The organism is Herbaspirillum lusitanum P6-12 (genome assembly GCF_000256565.1).
In the GTDB taxonomy this organism is placed as follows: domain Bacteria; phylum Pseudomonadota; class Gammaproteobacteria; order Burkholderiales; family Burkholderiaceae_D; genus Herbaspirillum; species Herbaspirillum lusitanum.
Genome location: NZ_AJHH01000675.1, coordinates 1 through 19,850 on the forward strand (window position 1 = coordinate 1; position 19,850 = coordinate 19,850).

At 58.6% G+C, this 19,850-nt stretch carries 11 protein-coding genes, 4 tRNA genes and 2 pseudogenes; all 17 read right to left on the minus strand.

What is annotated here, in order from left to right; translation table 11 throughout:
* Window positions 1-93: 93 nt before the first annotated feature.
* On the minus strand, window positions 94-4,332 hold the full coding sequence (rpoC, locus tag HLUSI_RS0122140) for a DNA-directed RNA polymerase subunit beta' (RefSeq protein WP_016836046.1): 4,239 nt from the start codon (window positions 4,330-4,332) through the stop codon (window positions 94-96).
* 278 nt (window positions 4,333-4,610) lie between these two features.
* Window positions 4,611-8,710: pseudogene (rpoB, locus tag HLUSI_RS30065) on the minus strand (DNA-directed RNA polymerase subunit beta).
* A gap of 335 nt (window positions 8,711-9,045) precedes the next feature.
* Window positions 9,046-9,423, minus strand: a complete 378-nt coding sequence (rplL, locus tag HLUSI_RS0122155; protein WP_016836048.1) for a 50S ribosomal protein L7/L12 — start codon at window positions 9,421-9,423, stop codon at window positions 9,046-9,048.
* 107 nt (window positions 9,424-9,530) lie between these two features.
* A complete protein-coding gene (rplJ, locus tag HLUSI_RS0122160; protein ID WP_016836049.1) occupies window positions 9,531-10,079 on the minus strand; it encodes a 50S ribosomal protein L10 in 549 nt (182 codons plus the stop codon).
* Between the two features lie 325 nt (window positions 10,080-10,404).
* Window positions 10,405-11,100 carry a 50S ribosomal protein L1 gene (rplA, locus tag HLUSI_RS0122165; RefSeq protein ID WP_016836050.1) on the minus strand — a complete coding sequence of 232 codons (696 nt, stop codon included), beginning with the start codon at window positions 11,098-11,100 and terminating at the stop codon, window positions 10,405-10,407.
* Entirely contained in the window at window positions 11,100-11,531 is a 432-nt protein-coding gene (gene rplK, locus HLUSI_RS0122170; protein ID WP_016836051.1) for a 50S ribosomal protein L11, read from the minus strand. The genes rplA and rplK overlap by 1 nt, the downstream gene beginning before the upstream one ends.
* 137 nt (window positions 11,532-11,668) lie before the next feature.
* On the minus strand, window positions 11,669-12,259 hold the full coding sequence (gene nusG / locus HLUSI_RS0122175; protein WP_029363887.1) for a transcription termination/antitermination protein NusG: 591 nt from the start codon (window positions 12,257-12,259) through the stop codon (window positions 11,669-11,671).
* Window positions 12,260-12,262: 3 nt separating this feature from the next.
* Window positions 12,263-12,643 carry a preprotein translocase subunit SecE gene (secE, locus tag HLUSI_RS0122180; protein WP_016836053.1) on the minus strand — a complete coding sequence of 127 codons (381 nt, stop codon included), beginning with the start codon at window positions 12,641-12,643 and terminating at the stop codon, window positions 12,263-12,265.
* Between the two features lie 35 nt (window positions 12,644-12,678).
* Window positions 12,679-12,754: transfer RNA gene (locus HLUSI_RS0122185), tRNA-Trp, on the minus strand.
* Between the two features lie 112 nt (window positions 12,755-12,866).
* Entirely contained in the window at window positions 12,867-14,063 is a 1,197-nt protein-coding gene (tuf, locus tag HLUSI_RS0122190) for an elongation factor Tu (protein ID WP_016836040.1), read from the minus strand.
* 96 nt (window positions 14,064-14,159) lie between these two features.
* A tRNA-Thr gene (locus HLUSI_RS0122195) sits at window positions 14,160-14,234 on the minus strand.
* A gap of 50 nt (window positions 14,235-14,284) precedes the next feature.
* Window positions 14,285-14,358, minus strand: a tRNA-Gly gene (locus HLUSI_RS0122200).
* 63 nt (window positions 14,359-14,421) lie between these two features.
* Window positions 14,422-14,507 (minus strand) — tRNA-Tyr (locus HLUSI_RS0122205).
* Window positions 14,508-14,591: 84 nt separating this feature from the next.
* Window positions 14,592-15,863, minus strand: a complete 1,272-nt coding sequence (locus HLUSI_RS0122210) for an AmpG family muropeptide MFS transporter (RefSeq protein WP_016836054.1) — start codon at window positions 15,861-15,863, stop codon at window positions 14,592-14,594.
* A gap of 152 nt (window positions 15,864-16,015) precedes the next feature.
* Window positions 16,016-16,611: pseudogene (gene metW, locus HLUSI_RS30070) on the minus strand (methionine biosynthesis protein MetW).
* The gene (gene metX / locus HLUSI_RS0122220; protein WP_016836055.1) at window positions 16,608-17,747 is read right to left on the minus strand and encodes a homoserine O-succinyltransferase MetX; all 1,140 of its coding nucleotides are present in this window, start codon (window positions 17,745-17,747) and stop codon (window positions 16,608-16,610) included. Before metX ends, metW begins: the two are co-directional and overlap by 4 nt.
* 265 nt (window positions 17,748-18,012) lie before the next feature.
* Window positions 18,013-19,800 (minus strand): phosphoenolpyruvate--protein phosphotransferase, encoded by a 1,788-nt coding sequence (gene ptsP / locus HLUSI_RS0122225; protein ID WP_016836056.1) that lies wholly within the window; start codon window positions 19,798-19,800, stop codon window positions 18,013-18,015.
* Window positions 19,801-19,850 lie beyond the last annotated feature (50 nt).

Genomic DNA, 19,850 nt, shown 5'->3' on the forward strand with positions numbered 1-19,850 from the left:
TTTTTTTTTTTTTTGGGCGCCGGAATTTCTTCCGGCGCCGCTCTTCTTTACCGTATATCCACCCGTCAGGGCAGATACGCTGCTATTGCATCATCACGCTTCGCCGTCCGTACCGCCGAAAGTCTCGGCAGAGTGCGCTTCGGTTTCGGTCACACGCGCCACGCGCTCGGATTCCAACAGCGCTGCGCGCTCGTCGGCTTCCCATGCGTCTTTTTCCTTGCGTGCACGGTGGAACGCCAGACCGGTACCAGCCGGGATCAGACGACCAACGATGACGTTTTCCTTCAGACCGCGCAAGCCGTCCTTCTTGCCCATGATCGCCGCTTCGGTCAGGACACGTGTAGTCTCCTGGAACGATGCAGCCGAGATGAACGAGTCGGTCGACAGCGATGCCTTGGTGATGCCCAGCAACACGTTTTCGTACGTTGCAGGAATCTTGGTCGCGGCATTGACGCGATCGTTTTCGTCCAGCAGTTCGGAACGCTCGACCTGTTCGCCGGTGATGTAGTTGGTATCGCCCGGATCCACAACCTGCACGCGACGCAGCATCTGACGCACGATGACTTCGATGTGCTTGTCGTTGATCTTCACGCCTTGCAAACGATACACGTCCTGAACTTCGTCGACGATGTAACGCGCCAGCGCTTCGATACCCAACAGGCGCAGGATGTCTTGCGGATCGGCAGGACCGTCGACAATCATTTCGCCCTTGTTCACCACCTGGCCATCATGCACCAGCACTTGCTTGTCCTTGGTGATCAGGAACTCATGCTTGGCGCCGTCCATGTCGGTGATTTCCAGACGTTGCTTGCCCTTGGTTTCCTTACCGAACGCAACAGTACCTGTGACTTCAGCCAGCATGCCCGCATCCTTCGGCGAGCGTGCTTCGAACAGTTCGGCGACGCGCGGCAGACCACCGGTAATATCGCGTGTCTTTTGCGATTCGGTCGGGATACGCGCCAGCACTTCACCAACGTGGACTTGCTGACCGTCCTTGACCGTAATCAGCGCGCCGACCTGGAAGCCGATCGTCACTGCGTGTTCGGTGCCGGCGATCTTGACTTCTTCGCCTTGCTCGTTCAGCAGCTTGACCTGTGGACGCAACACCTTGGCAGCGGACGAACCGCGGCGCTTGGCATCGATAACCACCAGGGTCGACAGACCGGTCACTTCATCGATCTGCTTGGCGACGGTCGAACCTTCTTCGACGTTTTCGAACTTCACGGTACCGGTGTACTCGGTGATGATCGGACGTGTCAGCGGATCCCATGTCGCCAGCGCAGTACCGGCCTTGATGACCATGCCGTCCTTGACGATCAGGGTTGCACCGTACGGTACTTTATGACGTTCACGCTCGCGACCGAGGTCGTCGGTGATCAGCACTTCGCCCGAACGGGAAATGACGATCAGCTCGCCCTTGCCGTTGGTGACGTAACGCATGGTCGCCGTGAAGCGGATGGTGCCGTTCGACTTGGCTTCCACCGACGAGGCCACTGCTGCACGCGAAGCCGCACCACCGATGTGGAACGTACGCATGGTCAGCTGAGTACCTGGTTCGCCGATCGACTGCGCAGCGATAACGCCGACTGCTTCGCCGCTGTTGACCAGCACGCCGCGGCCCAGATCGCGACCGTAGCACTTGGCGCACAGGCCGTAGCGCGTGTCGCAAGTCAGCGGAGTGCGAACCTTGACTTCGTCGATGCCGAGGCGTTCGACTTCTTCAACGGTGTCTTCATCCATCAGGGTGCCGGCTTCGTACAGCGTAGCCTGGGTTTCCGGATTGATGATGTCGGTGGCGGCAACGCGGCCGAGGATACGGTCGCGCAGCGCTTCAATGACTTCACCGCCTTCAACCATTGCCTTCATGGATGCGCCGTTGGAGGTGCCGCAATCATCTTCGATCACGACCAGATCCTGGGTCACGTCAACCAGACGGCGTGTCAGGTAACCGGAGTTCGCGGTCTTCAGCGCGGTATCGGCCAGACCCTTACGGGCGCCGTGCGTCGAGATGAAGTACTGCAACACGTTCAGGCCTTCGCGGAAGTTCGCGGTGATCGGCGTTTCGATAATCGAACCGTCCGGCTTCGCCATCAGACCGCGCATACCTGCCAGCTGACGAATCTGCGCTGCGGAACCGCGGGCGCCGGAGTCGGCCATCATGTAAATCGCGTTGAACGACTCTTGCGTACCCTTGGTGCCGTCGCGGCGGACCACGTCTTCGACCTTCAGCTGGTCCATCATGGCCTTGCCGACGTCGTCGCCGGCCTTGCCCCAGATGTCCACAACCTTGTTGTAGCGTTCGCCGGCGGTAACCAGACCGGACGAGTATTGCTGTTCGATCTGCTTCACTTCTTGTTCTGCAGTCGCGATGATGGTCGCCTTTTGTGGCGGCACCAGCATGTCGTCCACGCAGATCGAGATACCGGCGCGTGTCGCCAGGCGGAAGCCCGATTGCATCAGCTGGTCGGCGAACACAACGGTTGCGCGCAGACCGCACTTGCGGAACGAAGTGTTGATCAGCTTCGAAATTTCCTTCTTCTTCAACGCGCGGTTGAGCACGGAGAATGGCAGGCCCTTCGGCAGAATTTCCGAGAGGATGGCGCGGCCGACGGTCGTTTCGTAACGCTTGACGGTGCGCACGAATTCGCCGGTGACCGGATCCTTTGGATTTTCGACGATACGCACGGTGACGCGGGTAGCCAGTTCGACTTCCTTGTTGTCGTACGCACGGATGACTTCCGAAACGTCCTGGAACAACATGCCTTCGTTCTTGGCGTTGATCGCTTCACGCGTCGCGTAGTACAGACCCAGCACGATATCCTGGGACGGCACGATCGACGGTTCGCCGTTCGATGGGAACAGGATGTTGTTCGACGCCAGCATCAGCGTACGCGCTTCCATCTGCGCTTCGATCGACAGTGGAACGTGGACCGCCATCTGGTCGCCGTCAAAGTCGGCGTTGAACGCGGCGCACACCAGCGGATGCAGCTGGATCGCCTTGCCTTCGATCAGGACCGGCTCGAACGCCTGGATACCCAGACGGTGAAGTGTCGGCGCGCGGTTCAGCATGACCGGATGTTCGCGGATCACGTCTTCCAGGATGTCCCAGACCACAGGCTCCTGGATTTCGACCAGCTTCTTCGCTGCCTTGATGGTCGTTGCCAGACCCATCAGTTCCAGCTTGTTGAAGATGAATGGCTTGAACAGTTCGAGCGCCATCAACTTCGGCAGACCGCACTGATGCAGCTTGAGCTGCGGGCCCACCACGATGACGGAACGGCCGGAGTAATCGACGCGCTTGCCCAGCAAGTTCTGACGGAAACGACCGCCCTTGCCCTTGATCATTTCGGCCAGCGACTTCAGCGGACGCTTGTTGGCGCCGGTCATCGCCTTGCCGCGACGGCCGTTGTCCAGCAGCGAGTCAACCGCTTCCTGCAGCATGCGCTTTTCGTTGCGCGTGATGATTTCCGGCGCGCGCAATTCCATCAGGCGCTTGAGACGATTATTGCGGTTGATGACGCGGCGATACAGATCGTTCAGATCGGAAGTCGCAAAGCGGCCGCCGTCCAGCGGGACCAATGGGCGCAATTCCGGCGGCAGCACCGGCAGCACTTCCATGATCATCCAGTCAGGCTTGATGCCCGAACGCTGGAACGCTTCCAGCACCTTCAGGCGCTTGGCGTATTTCTTGATCTTGGCTTCGGACTTCGATTCTTTCAGTTCCACGCGCAGGGTTTCTGCATCGCGGTCGATGTCGATCGAGCGCAGCAGTTCACGGATGCCTTCGGCGCCCATGAATGCGGTGAAGTCGTCGCCGTACTCTTCGTACTTGGCGGCGTAGTCGTCTTCCGACATGATCTGGCACTTCTTCAGCGGAGTCATGCCTGGATCGGTCACGACGTAGGCTTCGAAATACAGCACGCGTTCGATATCGCGCAGGGTCATGTCGAGGACCATGCCCAGACGCGACGGCAGCGATTTCAGGAACCAGATGTGCGCAGTCGGCGAAGCCAGTTCGATGTGGCCCATGCGCTCGCGGCGCACTTTGGCCAGCGTGACTTCGACGCCGCATTTTTCGCAGATGACGCCGCGATGCTTGAGGCGCTTGTACTTGCCGCAGAGGCATTCGTAGTCTTTGATCGGGCCAAAGATCTTGGCGCAGAACAGACCGTCGCGCTCAGGCTTGAAGGTACGGTAGTTGATGGTTTCCGGCTTTTTGACTTCGCCGTAGGACCACGAACGGATTTTTTCCGGGGACGCCAGACCAATTTTGATCGCGTCGAATTGTTCGTTTTGCTGAACTTGCTTGAATAGATCGAGCAGTGCTTTCATGTATCACTCCAGTTGGCGTGAGAACGCTAGGTAATGCTGTGTATATCGAGACGGCCGCACCACAATCTGCGCACACCCTGTTCGCACCTGCGGGAGAGCCGTGGCTTGCGCCGGGTTCCGCATGTACCGGGACAGACTTGGTCGTCCTTGACTGCTTACAATTGCTTGTAGCTGCTTGCTGAACTGCTTACTTTACTACGTTGCCGCCTTTGTTTCAGGCGGCAGGGTCAGACGATGAAACAGGGCAAGACGGCCGCGCCGCCTTGCCCTTGGGAACATCAGTCGCGTTCGAGATCGATGTCGATACCGAGCGAACGGATTTCCTTGACCAGCACGTTGAAGGACTCCGGGCGTCGATCACGTGGTCGCCCTTGACCAGGTTTTCATAAACCTTGGTACGGCCGTTCACGTCATCGGACTTCACGGTCAGCATTTCCTGCAGCACATAGGATGCGCCGTAGGCTTCCAGTGCCCAGACTTCCATTTCACCGAAGCGTTGACCGCCGAACTGCGCCTTACCGCCCAGAGGCTGCTGAGTAACCAGCGAGTAAGGACCGGTCGAACGTGCATGCATCTTGTCATCGACCAAGTGATGCAGCTTCAGGTAGTGCATGTAGCCGACAGTCACGGAACGCTCGAAAGCTTCGCCGGTACGGCCGTCATACATGGTGACCTGGTTCTTCGACGGCGTCATGCCCAGTTGCTTGGCGATGTGATCCGGATACGCCAGATCCAGCATGCGACGGGTTTCATCTTCGTGCGCACCGTCAAACACCGGCGTGGCGAACGGAACACCCTTCTTCAGGTTGGCTGCCAGTTCCAGGATCTCCTGATCGCTGAACTCGTCGAGCGCTTCCTTCTTGCCCGATTCGTTGTAGATCGTGGTCAGGAACTTGCGCAGTTCGGCGATCTTCACTTGTGCAGTCAGCATTTCGCCGATGCGCAGGCCCAGACCCTTGGCTGCCCAGCCCAGATGGACTTCCAACACCTGACCGACGTTCATGCGCGATGGCACGCCCAGCGGATTCAGGACGATGTCGGCTGGCGTACCGTCGGCCATGTGCGGCATGTCTTCGATCGGCAGGATGCGCGAAACCACACCCTTGTTACCGTGACGACCCGCCATCTTGTCGCCTGGTTGCAGGCGACGCTTCACGGCCAGGTAAACCTTGACCATCTTTTGCACGCCTGGCGGCAGTTCATCGCCTTGGGTCAGCTTCTTGCGCTTTTCTTCGAACGCCAGATCGAACTGGTGACGCTTTTCGGCGATCGATTCCTTGATCGCTTCCAATGCAGTCGCCATGTCGTCGTCAGCCGGACGGATGTCGAACCAATGGTACTTGTCCAGATCGTCCAGGTACGCCTTGTCCAGCTTGGTGCCCTTCGACAGCTTCTTAGGACCGCCGTTGGCGACCTTGCCGATCAGCATCTTTTCCAGACGCTGGAAGGCATCGCCTTCAACGATACGCAACTGATCGTTCAGGTCCAGGCGATAGCGCTTCAGTTCATCGTCGATGATCTGTTGTGCGCGCTTGTCGCGCTGAATGCCTTCGCGGGTGAACACTTGCACGTCGATGACGGTGCCGACCATGCCCGAAGGCACGCGCAGCGAGGTGTCCTTAACATCGGAGGCTTTTTCGCCGAAGATCGCACGCAGCAGCTTTTCTTCCGGCGTCAGCTGGGTTTCGCCCTTTGGCGTTACCTTACCGACCAGCGTATCGCCGGCTTCGACTTCAGCACCGATGTAGGTGATGCCGGACTCGTCCAGACGCGCCAGCTGGTTTTCCGCCAGGTTCGAAATATCGCGGGTGATTTCTTCCGCGCCGAGCTTGGTGTCACGTGCAACAACCGACAACTCTTCGATGTGGATCGAGGTGTAGCGGTCGTCAGCAACGACTTTTTCGGAGATCAGGATCGAATCTTCGAAGTTGTAGCCGTTCCATGGCATGAACGCCACCAGCATGTTCTGACCCAGAGCCAGTTCGCCCAGGTCGGTCGATGCGCCGTCGGCGATCACGTCATGCTTGGCGACACGGTCGCCGACCTTGACGATAGGACGCTGGTTGATGTTGGTGTTCTGGTTCGAACGCGTGTACTTGATCAGGTTGTAGATGTCGACGCCGACTTCACCAGCCTGCGCTTCTTCATCGTTCACACGAATCACCACGCGGCCTGCATCGACGTAGTCGACGATACCGCCACGCAACGCTTGCACGGTGGTACCGGAGTCAACTGCAACGGTACGCTCGATGCCGGTGCCGACCAGCGGCTTTTCCGGACGCAGGCAAGGCACGGCCTGACGTTGCATGTTGGCGCCCATCAATGCGCGGTTCGCGTCATCGTGTTCGAGGAACGGAATCAGCGACGCCGCCACGGACACGACCTGGCCTGGGGCCACGTCCATGTACTGGACGCGCTCCGGCGAGACCAGAATGGTTTCGCCGGCTTCACGCGCCGAGACCAGTTCATCCGACAGCTTCAGCGAAGCGTCGATGGTCGCATTCGCCTGAGCGATGATGTAGCGGCCTTCTTCGATTGCCGACAGGTAGTCGATCTGGTTGGTGACCTTGCTGCCCTCGACCTTGCGGTATGGGGTTTCCAGGAAACCGTATTCGTTCAGGCGGGCATACAGCGCCAGCGAGTTGATCAGGCCGATGTTCGGGCCTTCAGGCGTTTCGATCGGGCACACGCGGCCGTAGTGGGTCGGGTGCACGTCGCGGACTTCAAAGCCGGCGCGTTCGCGCGTCAGACCACCAGGTCCCAGAGCGGAAACACGGCGTTTGTGCGTGATTTCCGACAGCGGGTTGGTTTGGTCCATAAACTGCGACAACTGCGAGGAGCCGAAGAATTCACGGATCGCTGCCGAGATCGGCTTGGAGTTGATCAGGTCGTGCGGCATCAGGTTATCCGCTTCGGCCTGGCCGAGACGTTCCTTGACGGCGCGCTCAACGCGGACCAGACCGGCGCGGAATTGGTTTTCCGCCAGTTCGCCGACGCAACGGACGCGACGGTTGCCCAAGTGATCGATGTCATCGACTTCGCCGCGACCATTGCGCAGTTCCACCAGAATCTTGATCACGGCCAGGATGTCTTCGTTCGACAAAGTCATGGCGCCGGTCAGTTCATCGCGGCCGATACGGCGGTTGAACTTCATGCGGCCGACAGCCGACAGGTCGTAACGGTCTTCGCTGTAGAACAGGCCGTTGAACAGGGCTTCCACCGAGTCTTCGGTCGGCGGTTCGCCAGGACGCATCATGCGATAGATCGCCACGCGCGCAGCGGTTTGATCCGCCGTGTCGTCGGTACGCAATGTTTGCGAAATGTAGCCGCCCTGGTCCAGGTCGTTGGTGTACAAGGTCTGGACTGCGTCAATGTCGGCTTCGCGCAGGCGGGCCAGCAGTTCTTCGGTCAGCTCGTCGTTGGCCGACGCGATGACTTCACCGGTGTCGCCGTCAACGATGTTCTTCGCCAGGACGCGACCCAGCAGGTAGTCTTCCGGCACGGAAATCTGCTTGATGCCGGCAGCTTCGATGTCGCGCACATGCTTGGCGTTGATACGCTTGTCTTTTGCGACCAGCGGCTTGCCGGACTTGTCGAGAATGTCGAAGCGCGCAACTTCGCCGCGCAGACGCTCGGCGACGAATTCCATCTCGGCGCCTTCAGCGTGCAACGTGAAGTTGTCGAACACGAAGAAGTTCGCCAGGATCTGCTCGGACGTCATGCCGATCGCCTTGAGCAGGATCGTTACCGGCATCTTGCGACGACGGTCGACGCGGAAGAACAGGATGTCCTTCGGATCGAATTCGAAGTCCAGCCACGAACCGCGGTAAGGAATGATGCGGGCGGAGAACAGCAGCTTGCCGGACGAGTGAGTCTTGCCGCGGTCATGTTCGAAGAACACGCCAGGCGAACGGTGCAGCTGCGACACGATGACGCGCTCGGTACCGTTGATGACGAACGAACCGGTGGTCGTCATGAGCGGCAATTCGCCCATGTAGACTTCCTGTTCCTTCATTTCCTTGATGACCGGCTTGGTCGGCGATTCCTTGTCCAGGATCACCAGACGCACCTTGGCACGCAGCGGCGACGCAAAGGTCAGGCCACGTTGTTGGCATTCCTTGACGTCGAACGGCGGCGCGCCCAACACATAGGACAGAAACTCGAGACGCGCAAAACCATTGTGCGAAACGATAGGGAAAATCGATGTAAAGGCCGATTGCAGACCTTCGTTCTTGCGTTGGGACGTTGTTTTGTCCGTCTGCAAGAATGTCTGGTATGACTCGATCTGAGTCGCTAGCAGGAACGGAACGTTGTGGACGTTAGCGCGTTTCGCAAAGGATTTACGAATACGCTTCTTCTCAGTAAATGAGTAGTGCATGGACACTCCGTGAGTGACAGGAAGGATAGAGAGTTCAGGACTCGCCCGGATTGCTTGTTGCCTTGTTGCTGCAATCCGTTAACAGCGAAACCTCAAGTCTCAGCCCTTCAGTCTTGGTTGGCGCCTTCTCTTGCTTCACCGGCAAAGCGGGCAAGAAACTGCTGACCATTAACGAACTTGAATTCGACGCAAATTCGAATCGGACTCAAATTCACATACAAAATTACGAAACGACAAAGGAGCCAAAGCCGAATCCTTCTTTCAAAGGATTCTGCACTTTGACTCCGGTGGAACGATGCGCCGGCGAACCGGCGATATTCCAGCTCAAGTAAAAATTACTTGATTTCAGCTTTCGCGCCAGCTTCTTCCAGCTTCTTCTTGGCTGCTTCAGCATCAGCCTTAGGAATTGCTTCCTTGACTGGCTTCGGTGCGCCATCAACCAGATCTTTAGCTTCTTTCAAGCCCAGACCGGTGATTTCGCGAACTGCCTTAATGACGCCAACCTTGTTCGCGCCGATTTCGGCCAGAACAACGGTGAACTCAGTTTGCTCTTCAGCAGCAGCGGCGCCAGCGCCACCACCAGCAGGACCAGCGACAGCCATAGCTGCTGCGGAAACGCCGAACTTTTCTTCGAATGCCTTCACCAGGTCATTCAATTCCAATACTGTCAGGTTGCCTACGGCTTCCAGGATATCGTCTTTGCTAATTGCCATTTGAAACTCCTAATTTTTTCGATAAAACATCTAGTCGGTACTGACGCTAAAAAAGCGAAAGACACAGGGCCTTGCCAAAATCGTGACCGCCTGAGCGGTCAAACGACTTAAGCTTCGGCTTCGGCAGCCGGAGCTGCTTCTGCAGCTGGCGCTGCCACTGTGCCGGATTCGGCTTCTTTTTTGGCTGCCAGAGCAGCCAGACCACGCGTAAATCCAGCAACCGGAACTTGCATCATGCCCAACAACTGGGCCAGCAATACTTCGCGGCTTGGGATATTTGCCAATGCGACAACCGCTGCTTTATCCAGCGATTTACCTGCATAGTTACCTGCCTTGACAACCAGCTTGTCGTTGGTCTTAGCAAAGTCAGAGATGACTTTGGCTGCAGCAACGGCATCTTCCGAGATCGAATAGATCAGCGGGCCGGTCATTTCAGAAGCGAGGTCAGCAAACGCGGAACCTTCAACGGCACGACGCGCGAGTGTGTTTTTCAACACGCGCAGGTACACGCCTTGGTCACGCGCTTTGGCGCGCAGTTGCGTCAAGTGACCAACCTGGATGCCACGGTATTCGGCCACGACGATAGTCTGCGCAGTTGCTACTTTTGCGGCGACTTCGGCGACAACGGCCTTTTTGTCATTCAGATTGAGACTCAAGATCAACCTCCAAAAATGATGCTTGGCGACGACACAGGCGAAAAACCTGCTTGCCTTGCATCGGTTCGAACACGGCGTCCGACGTTAGGAGTTCATTGCAGCGTTTCAAGATGCACGAAGCGCTGTGTGAGACTGCAAAACTTGTTCGGGGTCACCATCTGCGCTGGGTAATCGGAAACGTGAGCTTCCGACGTTTTAACTTTATGCCTGCCTGCTGCATGCCGCCCAACGGTCTTTGATTGCCTGAAGCACTTCACAATTGCAAAATGCTCCAGCCCAAAGATGCGCCTCGCCTCCTTGAGGAAACGAGGACTTGATTCTTTACTTAAGCCGACAGAGTCGATTGATCCACGCGGACGCCAGCGCCCATGGTGGACGACAGCGACACCTTGCGCAGGTAAACACCCTTGCTGGTAGCCGGCTTGGCCTTGTTCAGTGCATCGATCAGTGCAACCAGATTCGACTTCAGATCTGCATCGCTGAACGACTTGCGACCGATGGTGGCGTGAATGATGCCGCCCTTGTCGGTACGGTATTGCACTTGACCAGCCTTGGCGTTCTTGACGGCGGTAGCCACGTCAGGAGTCACGGTGCCGACCTTCGGGTTAGGCATCAGGCCGCGTGGACCCAGGATCTGACCCAGAGTACCGACGATACGCATGGTGTCCGGCGAAGCGATCACGATGTCGAAAGGCATGTTGCCGGCCTTGACCATTTCGGCCAGGTCTTCCATACCGACCACGTCTGCGCCGGCTGCTTTAGCTTGCTCAGCCTTTTCGCCCGAAGCGAACACGGCGACGCGAACGGTCTTGCCTGTACCAGCCGGCAGAACCACGGAACCGCGAACCACTTGGTCCGACTTCTTCGCATCAACGCCCAGTTGGACGGACACGTCGATCGATTCGTTGAACTTCGCTGTTGCGAATTCCTTGACCAGCGCCAGCGCGTTATCGAAAGGATAAGCCTTGGTGCTATCGATCTTGCCTTCTTGCGCCTTAGCGCGTTTTGTCAACTTAGCCATTACAGACCCTCCACCGTGATGCCCATGGAACGTGCCGAACCAGCGATGGTACGCACAGCCGCTTCCAGATCAGCAGCGGTAAGATCCGGCTTCTTCTGGGTAGCGATTTCTTCCGCTTGTTTACGAGTGATCTTGCCAACCTTGTCTGTATGCGGCTTGGCAGAACCCTTTTGGATACCGGCAGCCTTCTTGATCAGGATGGTTGCTGGAGGAGTCTTCATCACGAAGGTGAAGGACTTGTCCGCAAATGCAGTGATCACGACCGGAATCGGCAGACCTGGCTCAAGGCCTTGAGTCTGGGCATTGAATGCCTTACAGAATTCCATGATGTTCAGACCGCGCTGACCCAGCGCCGGGCCGATCGGTGGGGATGGATTTGCTTTACCAGCTGGCACTTGCAGCTTGATAAAACCGATGATTTTCTTTGCCATGATGGCTCCTACGTTGATTGAGTGTTAGCGCCTGTTCATTTGCCTTGCGGCGTTTTACTGAGGCTCCTCTGCTGCTGCAGGATTCGGGAAACTTGCATTTCGCCGCGCTCCTGCGGGGCGCTTGATAGGGGTCTTGCCTAGACTTTTTCGACCTGGCCGAACTCGAGCTCGACCGGTGTTGCACGACCGAAAATGGTCACGGAGACGCGCACGCGGGATTTTTCGTAATTCACTTCTTCCACGTTGCCGTTGAAATCGGTAAAAGGACCATCCTTGATGCGAACCAGCTCGCCCACTTCGTACAAGACCTTCGGACGCGGCTTTTCGATGCCGTCCTGCATCTGCTGCATGATCTTGTCGACTTCATGCGGCGGAATCGGCGTCGGGCGGTTGGACTTGCCGCCGATGAAACCGGTCACCTTGCTGGTGTTTTTCACCAGATGCCAGGTTTCGTCCGTCATTTCCATCTCAACCAGGACGTAGCCCGGGAAGAAACGACGCTCGGTCACCGACTTGTGACCGTTTTTCATGTCCACGACTTCTTCAGTCGGCACCAGGATCTGGCCGAACTGTTCTTCCATGCCGGCGCGGACGATGCGCTCGGTCAGTGCACGCTGCACACTCTTTTCCATGCCGGAATAGGCATGCACAACGTACCAGCGCTTTTTACTTGCGCTTGAAACGCTTTGCGCACCAATCGGTGCGCTGTCTTGTGTGCTATCGCTCATGTTTTATTTCCAGCCCAAAATTACGTCGTACAACAGGAATTCGAGCAATTTGTCCGTACCCCAGAGGAAGATCGCCATGATCAGCACGAAGGCGAACACGATCGCCGTGATCTGCGTCGCTTCCTTGCGGGTAGGCCAGACAACTTTTTTGGTTTCACGTACCGATTCTTTGGCAAAGCCGACGAAACCGCGACCCTGCGAAGATGTCCAGGCGAAACCTACCGCCACCAGCAAGCCGGCCACCAGGGCCAGTGCGCGCACCGGAGTCGATTGACCCGACAACACAAAAAAACCGACCACACCCGCGATGACCGCTACGATTGCCAGGGCAACCTTGAGCTTGTCGCTTGATGTATTGACGGTTTGTACAGGCTGGTTAGACATTTATTTACTTTCAGTACCCTACTCACCTGAATCGGTGGCAGGGGCGGAGGGCATCGAACCCCCAACCTCCGGTTTTGGAGACCGGCGCTCTGCCAATTGAGCTACACCCCTACGATCAAAACACTGATCTGAACGGCTTGGCCAGCCAACTTACGCTTGCCGCTCAGACATCAACGCCGCGAGGCGGGAATTTCCCGAATCGCGGCGATTGCTACTCTTCTTATTACGCGTCAGGCAGGATCTTGGCAACCACACCAGCGCCGACGGTACGGCCGCCTTCGCGGATCGCGAAGCGCAGACCTTCTTCCATCGCGATCGGGTTGATCAGCATCACGGTGATCGACACGTTGTCGCCTGGCATGACCATTTCCTTGTCCTTCGGCAACTCGATCGAGCCAGTCACGTCCGTGGTACGGAAGTAGAACTGTGGACGATAGTTGTTGAAGAACGGCGTATGACGGCCGCCTTCGTCTTTCGACAACACATAGATCTCGCCGGTGAAGTGCTTGTGCGGCTTGATCGAACCTGGCTTGGCCAACACCTGGCCGCGCTCCACGTCTTCACGCTTGGTGCCGCGCAGCAGCACGCCAACGTTGTCGCCCGCCTGACCTTGGTCCAGCAGCTTGCGGAACATTTCGACGCCGGTGCAAACCGTGTCTTGCGTGTCGCGGATACCGACGATTTGCAGGGCTTCGCCGACCTTGACGATGCCGCGCTCGACGCGACCGGTCACAACCGTACCGCGGCCGGAGATCGAGAACACGTCTTCCACTGGCAGCAGGAAGGCGCCGTCAACAGCACGTTCCGGTGTCGGGATGTAGGTGTCCAGCGCTTCTGCCAGTGCCATGATCGCTTGCTCGCCCAATGGGCCAGTGTCGCCTTCGAGGGCCAGCTTCGCCGAACCCTTGATGATTGGCAGGTCGTCGCCTGGGAATTCGTACTTGGTCAACAGCTCGCGCACTTCCATTTCGACCAGTTCCAGCAGCTCTTCATCATCGACCATGTCGGCCTTGTTCAGGAACACGATGATGTAAGGAACGCCAACTTGACGCGACAGCAGGATGTGTTCGCGGGTTTGCGGCATCGGGCCGTCTGCTGCCGAGCAAACCAGGATCGCGCCGTCCATCTGCGCGGCGCCGGTGATCATGTTCTTCACATAATCGGCGTGGCCTGGGCAGTCAACGTGGGCGTAGTGACGGTTCGCGGTTTCGTATTCGACGTGCGCGGTGTTGATCGTGATGCCGCGTGCCTTTTCTTCCGGCGCTGCGTCAATTTGATCGTAGGCCTTCGCTTCGCCGCCGAATTTCTTCGACAACACGGTCGCGATTGCGGCTGTCAGTGTGGTCTTGCCGTGGTCAACGTGACCAATCGTGCCAACGTTCACGTGCGGCTTGGTCCGCTCGAATTTGCCTTTTGCCATCTTAGACTCCTAACGATTATGAGAATGTTCAGGCAACGCGCCCGATCGACTTGCTGACTTGCTGCAGCGCTTACTATGAAACACCTGCTATAGAACTGGTGCCCTTGACGTGGATTGAACACGTGGCCTCTCCCTTACCAAGGGAGTGCTCTACCACTGAGCTACAAGGGCATACCTGCCGATCGCACCAACTACCAAACAATGCAACCGGACAAAAACTTTGGAGCGGGTGAAGGGAATCGAACCCTCGTCATAAGCTTGGAAGGCTTCAGCTCTACCATTGAGCTACACCCGCGAGGAACTGCCATCGAACACTTATCACTTCACAGCCGCAACAACTTCAAGACTGTTCCCAAAATGGTGGAGAGGGCTGGATTCGAACCAGCGTACTCGTAAGAGGGCAGATTTACAGTCTGCTGCCATTAACCACTCGGCCACCTCTCCGCGCAGGGAACTCAAAACTATAGGCGAACACTTTTCCCTTGTCAACTAAAATACGAGAGCGGACGCATTATTTTTAGCTTCCGGCTATTCCCGGATCCCGACTGTTGTCTTGGGACGATGCTCGACATGATTCCACGGGGCAATTTTCAGCAACATGACCATCCCGGGAAGCGCCAGGATGAAGCACAGGATGAAGAAGTTGAACCAGCCCATATAGGCGACGATGTACCCCACCGATGAATTGACGAAGGTGCGCGGCACCGCCGCCAGGCTGGTGAACAGGGCAAATTGCGTGGCCGTATAGCGCGGATCGGTTTCGCGCATGATGTAGGCGACGAAGGCCGCGGTGCCAAGGCCGACGCCGAAGGCTTCAATGCCGATCACCACCGCCAGCGCTACCGTGCTGGCGCCGACCTGGGCCAGCCAGGCGAAACCGAGGATCGCCACCGCCTGGACCACGCCAAACACCCACAGCGCCTTGTTGATGCCGAGCCGGATCATCCAGACCCCGCCGATGATGCCGCCCACCACGCTGGCCCACAGGCTGGTGGTTTTCGACACCACGCCGATCTGCGTCATGGAAAAGCCGAGATCGATGTAAAACTTGGTCGCCAGCGCGGTCGCCATGCTGTCGCCGAGCTTGTAGAGGAAGATGAAGGCCAGCACCCACAGCGCCTTGCTCCAGCCGCCGCGCGTGACGAATTCGCGGAACGGCAGCACCACGGCTTCGCGCAGATTCTTGGGCGGCACGCCGTAGACCACGGGCTCTTTGACCGCCAGCGTGCACAGCAAACCCGGCAGCATGAAGCCGGCCGTGATCCAGAACACGGACTGCCACGGCATCAGATCGGCCAGCACCAGCGACAAGGCGCCGGGCACCATGCCCGACAACTTGTACGCGTTGACGTGGATGGCGCTGCCCAGGCCGAGCTCTTCTTCCGGCAGGATTTCACGGCGGTAGGCGTCGACGACGATGTCCTGGCTGGCCGACAGGAAGGCCACCACCGACGCCATGAACGCGATCGTGCCGATCTGGGTCTGCGGATCCAGCATCCCCATGCCGCCGATGCCGAAGAACAGGCCGATCTGGGTAAACAACATCCAGCCGCGCCGGCGCCCCATGCGGCCGAAATGGAAACGGTCCATCAGCGGCGACCACAGGAATTTCCAGGTGTAGGGAAACATCACCAGCGCAAACAAGCCGAGCGCCTTGACGTTGAGCCCCGACTTGGCCAGCCAGGCCTGCAACAGGCTCAGCAGGATGAACAGCGGCAACCCCGAGGTGAAGCCCAGAAACACGCAAATCAGCATGCGACGGTTGAGATAGCTGTGCCATGAAATGCGGTTATCGGTCATAGAAAAGGATCGGGGATCATCAGTACATGCGTCTGTGCATGCGAGAAGAACTCCGCCCGCGGGAAAGCTCGGGCGAAGACGTCTGCGGAGTATAAGGAATTTGCCGGCGCCGGTACGATTTTTCCTGCTGCTGCGGCAATGAAGATGGCGCCTTACTTCTTCTTGAGGCGGAATACCGCCAGGCTGCCGCGCCAGTTCGGCAGGAAGGTCACCGGCTTGCCGTCGTGCAGCGCCACGCATTCCAGCACGTTGAGCCCCACCTCGTTGGCCAGCGCTTCGAAGTCCTTGATCGTGGCGCAACGCAGGTTGGGCGTGTCGTACCACTCGTAGGGCAGCGATTTCGACACCGGCATGCGACCGCGCAGCAACGCGACCCGGTGCGACCAGTAGGCGAAGTTGGGGAAGGATACGGTGGCTTCGCGGCCGACCCGGGCGATTTCGCGCAGGATGCCTTCGACGTCCTTGACCATCTGCAGCGCCGACAGGCACAGGACGTTGTCGAAGGCGTTGTCTTCGAACATGGCCAGGCCGCCTTCCAGATCCTGCTGGATTACCGACACGTTGCGCGCCACGCATTGCGGGCGTCGTCGATTTCAATGCCGTAGCCGCTGCAGGCCTTGTCGGTCTGCAGGTAATCGAGCATCACGCCGTCGCCGCAGCCGACGTCAAGCACCTGCGAGCCGGCCGGAATCCAGTGCGCGATGAAGGCCAGGTCGGGGCGCAGTACGCTCAGTTCAGGGAAATTCATGCGCTCTCCTCCATGGCGATTTCCGCCCAGACGCGTTGATAGTATTCGCGCAGCAAGGTCATGTAGCGCGCATCGTCCAGCAGGAAGGCATCATGCCCGTGCGGCGCGTCGATTTCGGCATAGCTGACGCGGCGCTTGTTGCTGACCAGCGCCTGCACGATTTCTCGCGTGCGCTCCGGCGAGAAGCGCCAGTCGGTGGTGAACGAAGCCAGCAGGAATTGCGCCTTGGTGCCGGCCAGCGCCTTGCGCAGATCGCCGCCGAAGTCGCGCGCCGGATCGAAATAGTCGAGCGCCTTGGTGATCAGCAGATAGGTGTTGGCATCGAAGTAGGTCGAGAATTTGTCGCCCTGGTAACGCAGGTAGGATTCGATCTCGAAATCCACGCCGTAGCCGAACTGGTATTCGCCCGAGCGCAGGTCGCGGCCGAATTTTTCCGCCATGTCGTCGTCCGACAAGTAAGTGATGTGGCCGACCATGCGCGCCACGCGCAAGCCGTTTTTCGGCACCACGCCGTGCGCATAGAAATCGCCGCCGTGGTAATCCGGATCGGTCAGGATCGCCTGGCGCGCGACGTCGTTGAAGGCGATGTTCTGCGCCGACAGTTTCGGGGTCGACGCGATCACCACACAGTGGCGCAAGCGATCCGGATACATGATGCTCCACGCCAGCGCCTGCATGCCGCCCAGTGAGCCGCCCATGACGGCGGCGAAGCAGGTGATGCCCAGGCGGTCCGCCAGGCGGGCCTGGGCATTGACCCAGTCTTCCACCGTCACCACCGGGAAATCGGCGCCGTAGGGCTTGCCAGTGGCCGGATTGGTATGCATCGGGCCGGTCGAGCCGAAACAGGAGCCGAGGTTGTTGACGCCGATGACGAAGAATTTGTCGGTGTCGAGCGACTTGCCGGGTCCGACCATGTTGTCCCACCAGCCGACGTTGTCGGGCTCGTCCTTGTAGACGCCGGCCACGTGGTGCGAGGCGTTCAGCGCGTGGCACACCAGCACGGCATTGGACTTGTCGGCATTGAGCGTGCCGTAGGTCTCATACATCAGCACGTAGTCGGCCAGCGCCGTGCCGTTCTTGAGCGGCAACGGCTCGGGGAAATGCATGATTTGCGGCGATACGATTCCGATCGACATGGGCTCTCTTCGTTATCTTGCGGTTATGTCCGTCTACCGATTCAGGGGCCCGAAAACAAAAAAGCCCGGAGCTTGCGCTCACGGGCTAAATTCTGGGCTTGTCTGATATTGCACCAAGCTCGCTTTAGCCGTATTTAGATGGAACCCGGGGTTCCGGCGCCCGCAAGCTGAGGTTTGGAGAAACCATTCAAATCGGCGCAGTGGTGTAAGGATAACCAAGTCGGGGCATGCCGTCAAACCACGGTGACGCACGCCTGTCGTGCAATCAGCGGCGCCGTGCGGCGGCCTTGATTTCCGGTTCGCTGTTGATGGCGCGCAATTGCGCCATGGCGGCCTCGATGGCGGACGGCTCGGATGCCTTCAACACCTTCTTGACCTGCGGCTCCAGCAGGGTCAGGTCGCTGTTGAGGATTTCCTGCTTGACGGACAACAGTTGCGAAGGATGCATGGAAAACTCCAGCAAGCCCATGCCCAGCAACAGCCGCGTCCACTTCACGTCGCCCGCCATTTCGCCGCACACCGCCACCGGAATGCCGGCCTTGCGCGCCATGGAAATCACACTCGACAACAGGAACAGCACGGCCGGATGCAGCGGATCGTACAGATGGGCCACCTCGTGGTCGACGCGGTCGATCGCCAGCGTGTACTGGATCAGATCGTTGGTGCCGATCGACAGGAAGTCGAGCCGCTTGATGAACATCGGCAAGGCCAGCGCCGCCGCCGGGATTTCGATCATGGCGCCGATCTCGATGTCTTCGTCGAACTTTTGCTTGCGCTGGCGCAATTGCCCTTTGGCCTGCTCGATCAGCGCCAGCGTCTGGTCGATTTCGAACGCGTGCGCCATCATCGGGATCAGCAGCTTGATCGGACCGAAGGCCGAGGCGCGCAAAATCGCGCGCAGCTGCGTCAGGAACATCTGCGGCTCGCTCAGGCAATAGCGGATCGCGCGCAAACCCAGGGCCGGGTTCAACGCGGTCTGTTCGTCTTCGTCGAGCGGCTTGTCGGCGCCGACGTCGAGCGTGCGGATGGTGACCGGACGGCCCTTCATGGACACCACGGTCTGGCAATAGGAATCGAACTGTTCGTCTTCGGACGGGAATTTTTCCAGATGGCCGGCGCGGCCCATGAACAGGAATTCGGAACGGAACAGGCCGACGCCGTTGGCCCCCGCCTCCAGCGCGGGAGCACTGTCGCTGGGCAACTCGATGTTGGCCAGCAGCGTGATCTCGGTGCCGTCCTGGGTGATCGCCGGAGTCTTCTTGAGACGGCCGAGCTTCTTGCGATCGCGCAGCATGCGCTCCTGGCGCGCGCGGTATTGCGCCAGCACCAGCGGCGACGGATTGACGATGGCGACACCGGCGTCGCCGTCGATGATCAGCACGTCTTCCTGCTTGACCAGCACCGAAGCGTTGTTCATGCCGACTGCAGCCGGGATGTCGAGGCTGCGCGCGACGATGGCGGTGTGCGAATTCTGGCCGCCGAGGTCGGTGACGAAACCGGCGAAGGCGCCGTCACGGAACTGCAGCATGTCGGCCGGCGAAATATCATGCGCGACGACGATGATGCTGGCGGCGGCGCCCTCCCCTGCGACCGGCGGCAAACTGATGGCGCTCCCGGTCAATACTTTGAGCACGCGGTCGCCGACCTGCTGGATATCGGCCTTGCGCTCGCGCAGATACGGGTCTTCGATCTCGTCGAACTGCGCCGACAGGCCGTCAATTTGCGTGACCAGCGCCCATTCGGCGTTGTAATAGCGATGCCGGATGATGTTGAGCGGCACTTCGGCCAGCATCGGGTCCGACAGGATCAGCGCATGCACATCGATGAAAGCGCCCAGTTCCGGCGGCGCCTCTTTCGGCAAATCGTCGCGGATGATTTGCAGTTCCTGATGGACGGCGGCGATTGCGTTCTTGAGGCGCAGGACTTCGGCTTCGACCTGCTCTTCGGGAATCAGATAATGTTTGACGTCCAGCGCGGCCGGCGCGAGCAGATGCGCGCGACCGATGGCGATCCCTTTGGAAACCGGGATGCCGTGTAAGGTGAAAGATGCCATCGCGTTTGTCTCCTGCGTTATTTTGTTATGCCGTCATCTGTGTTCATGCG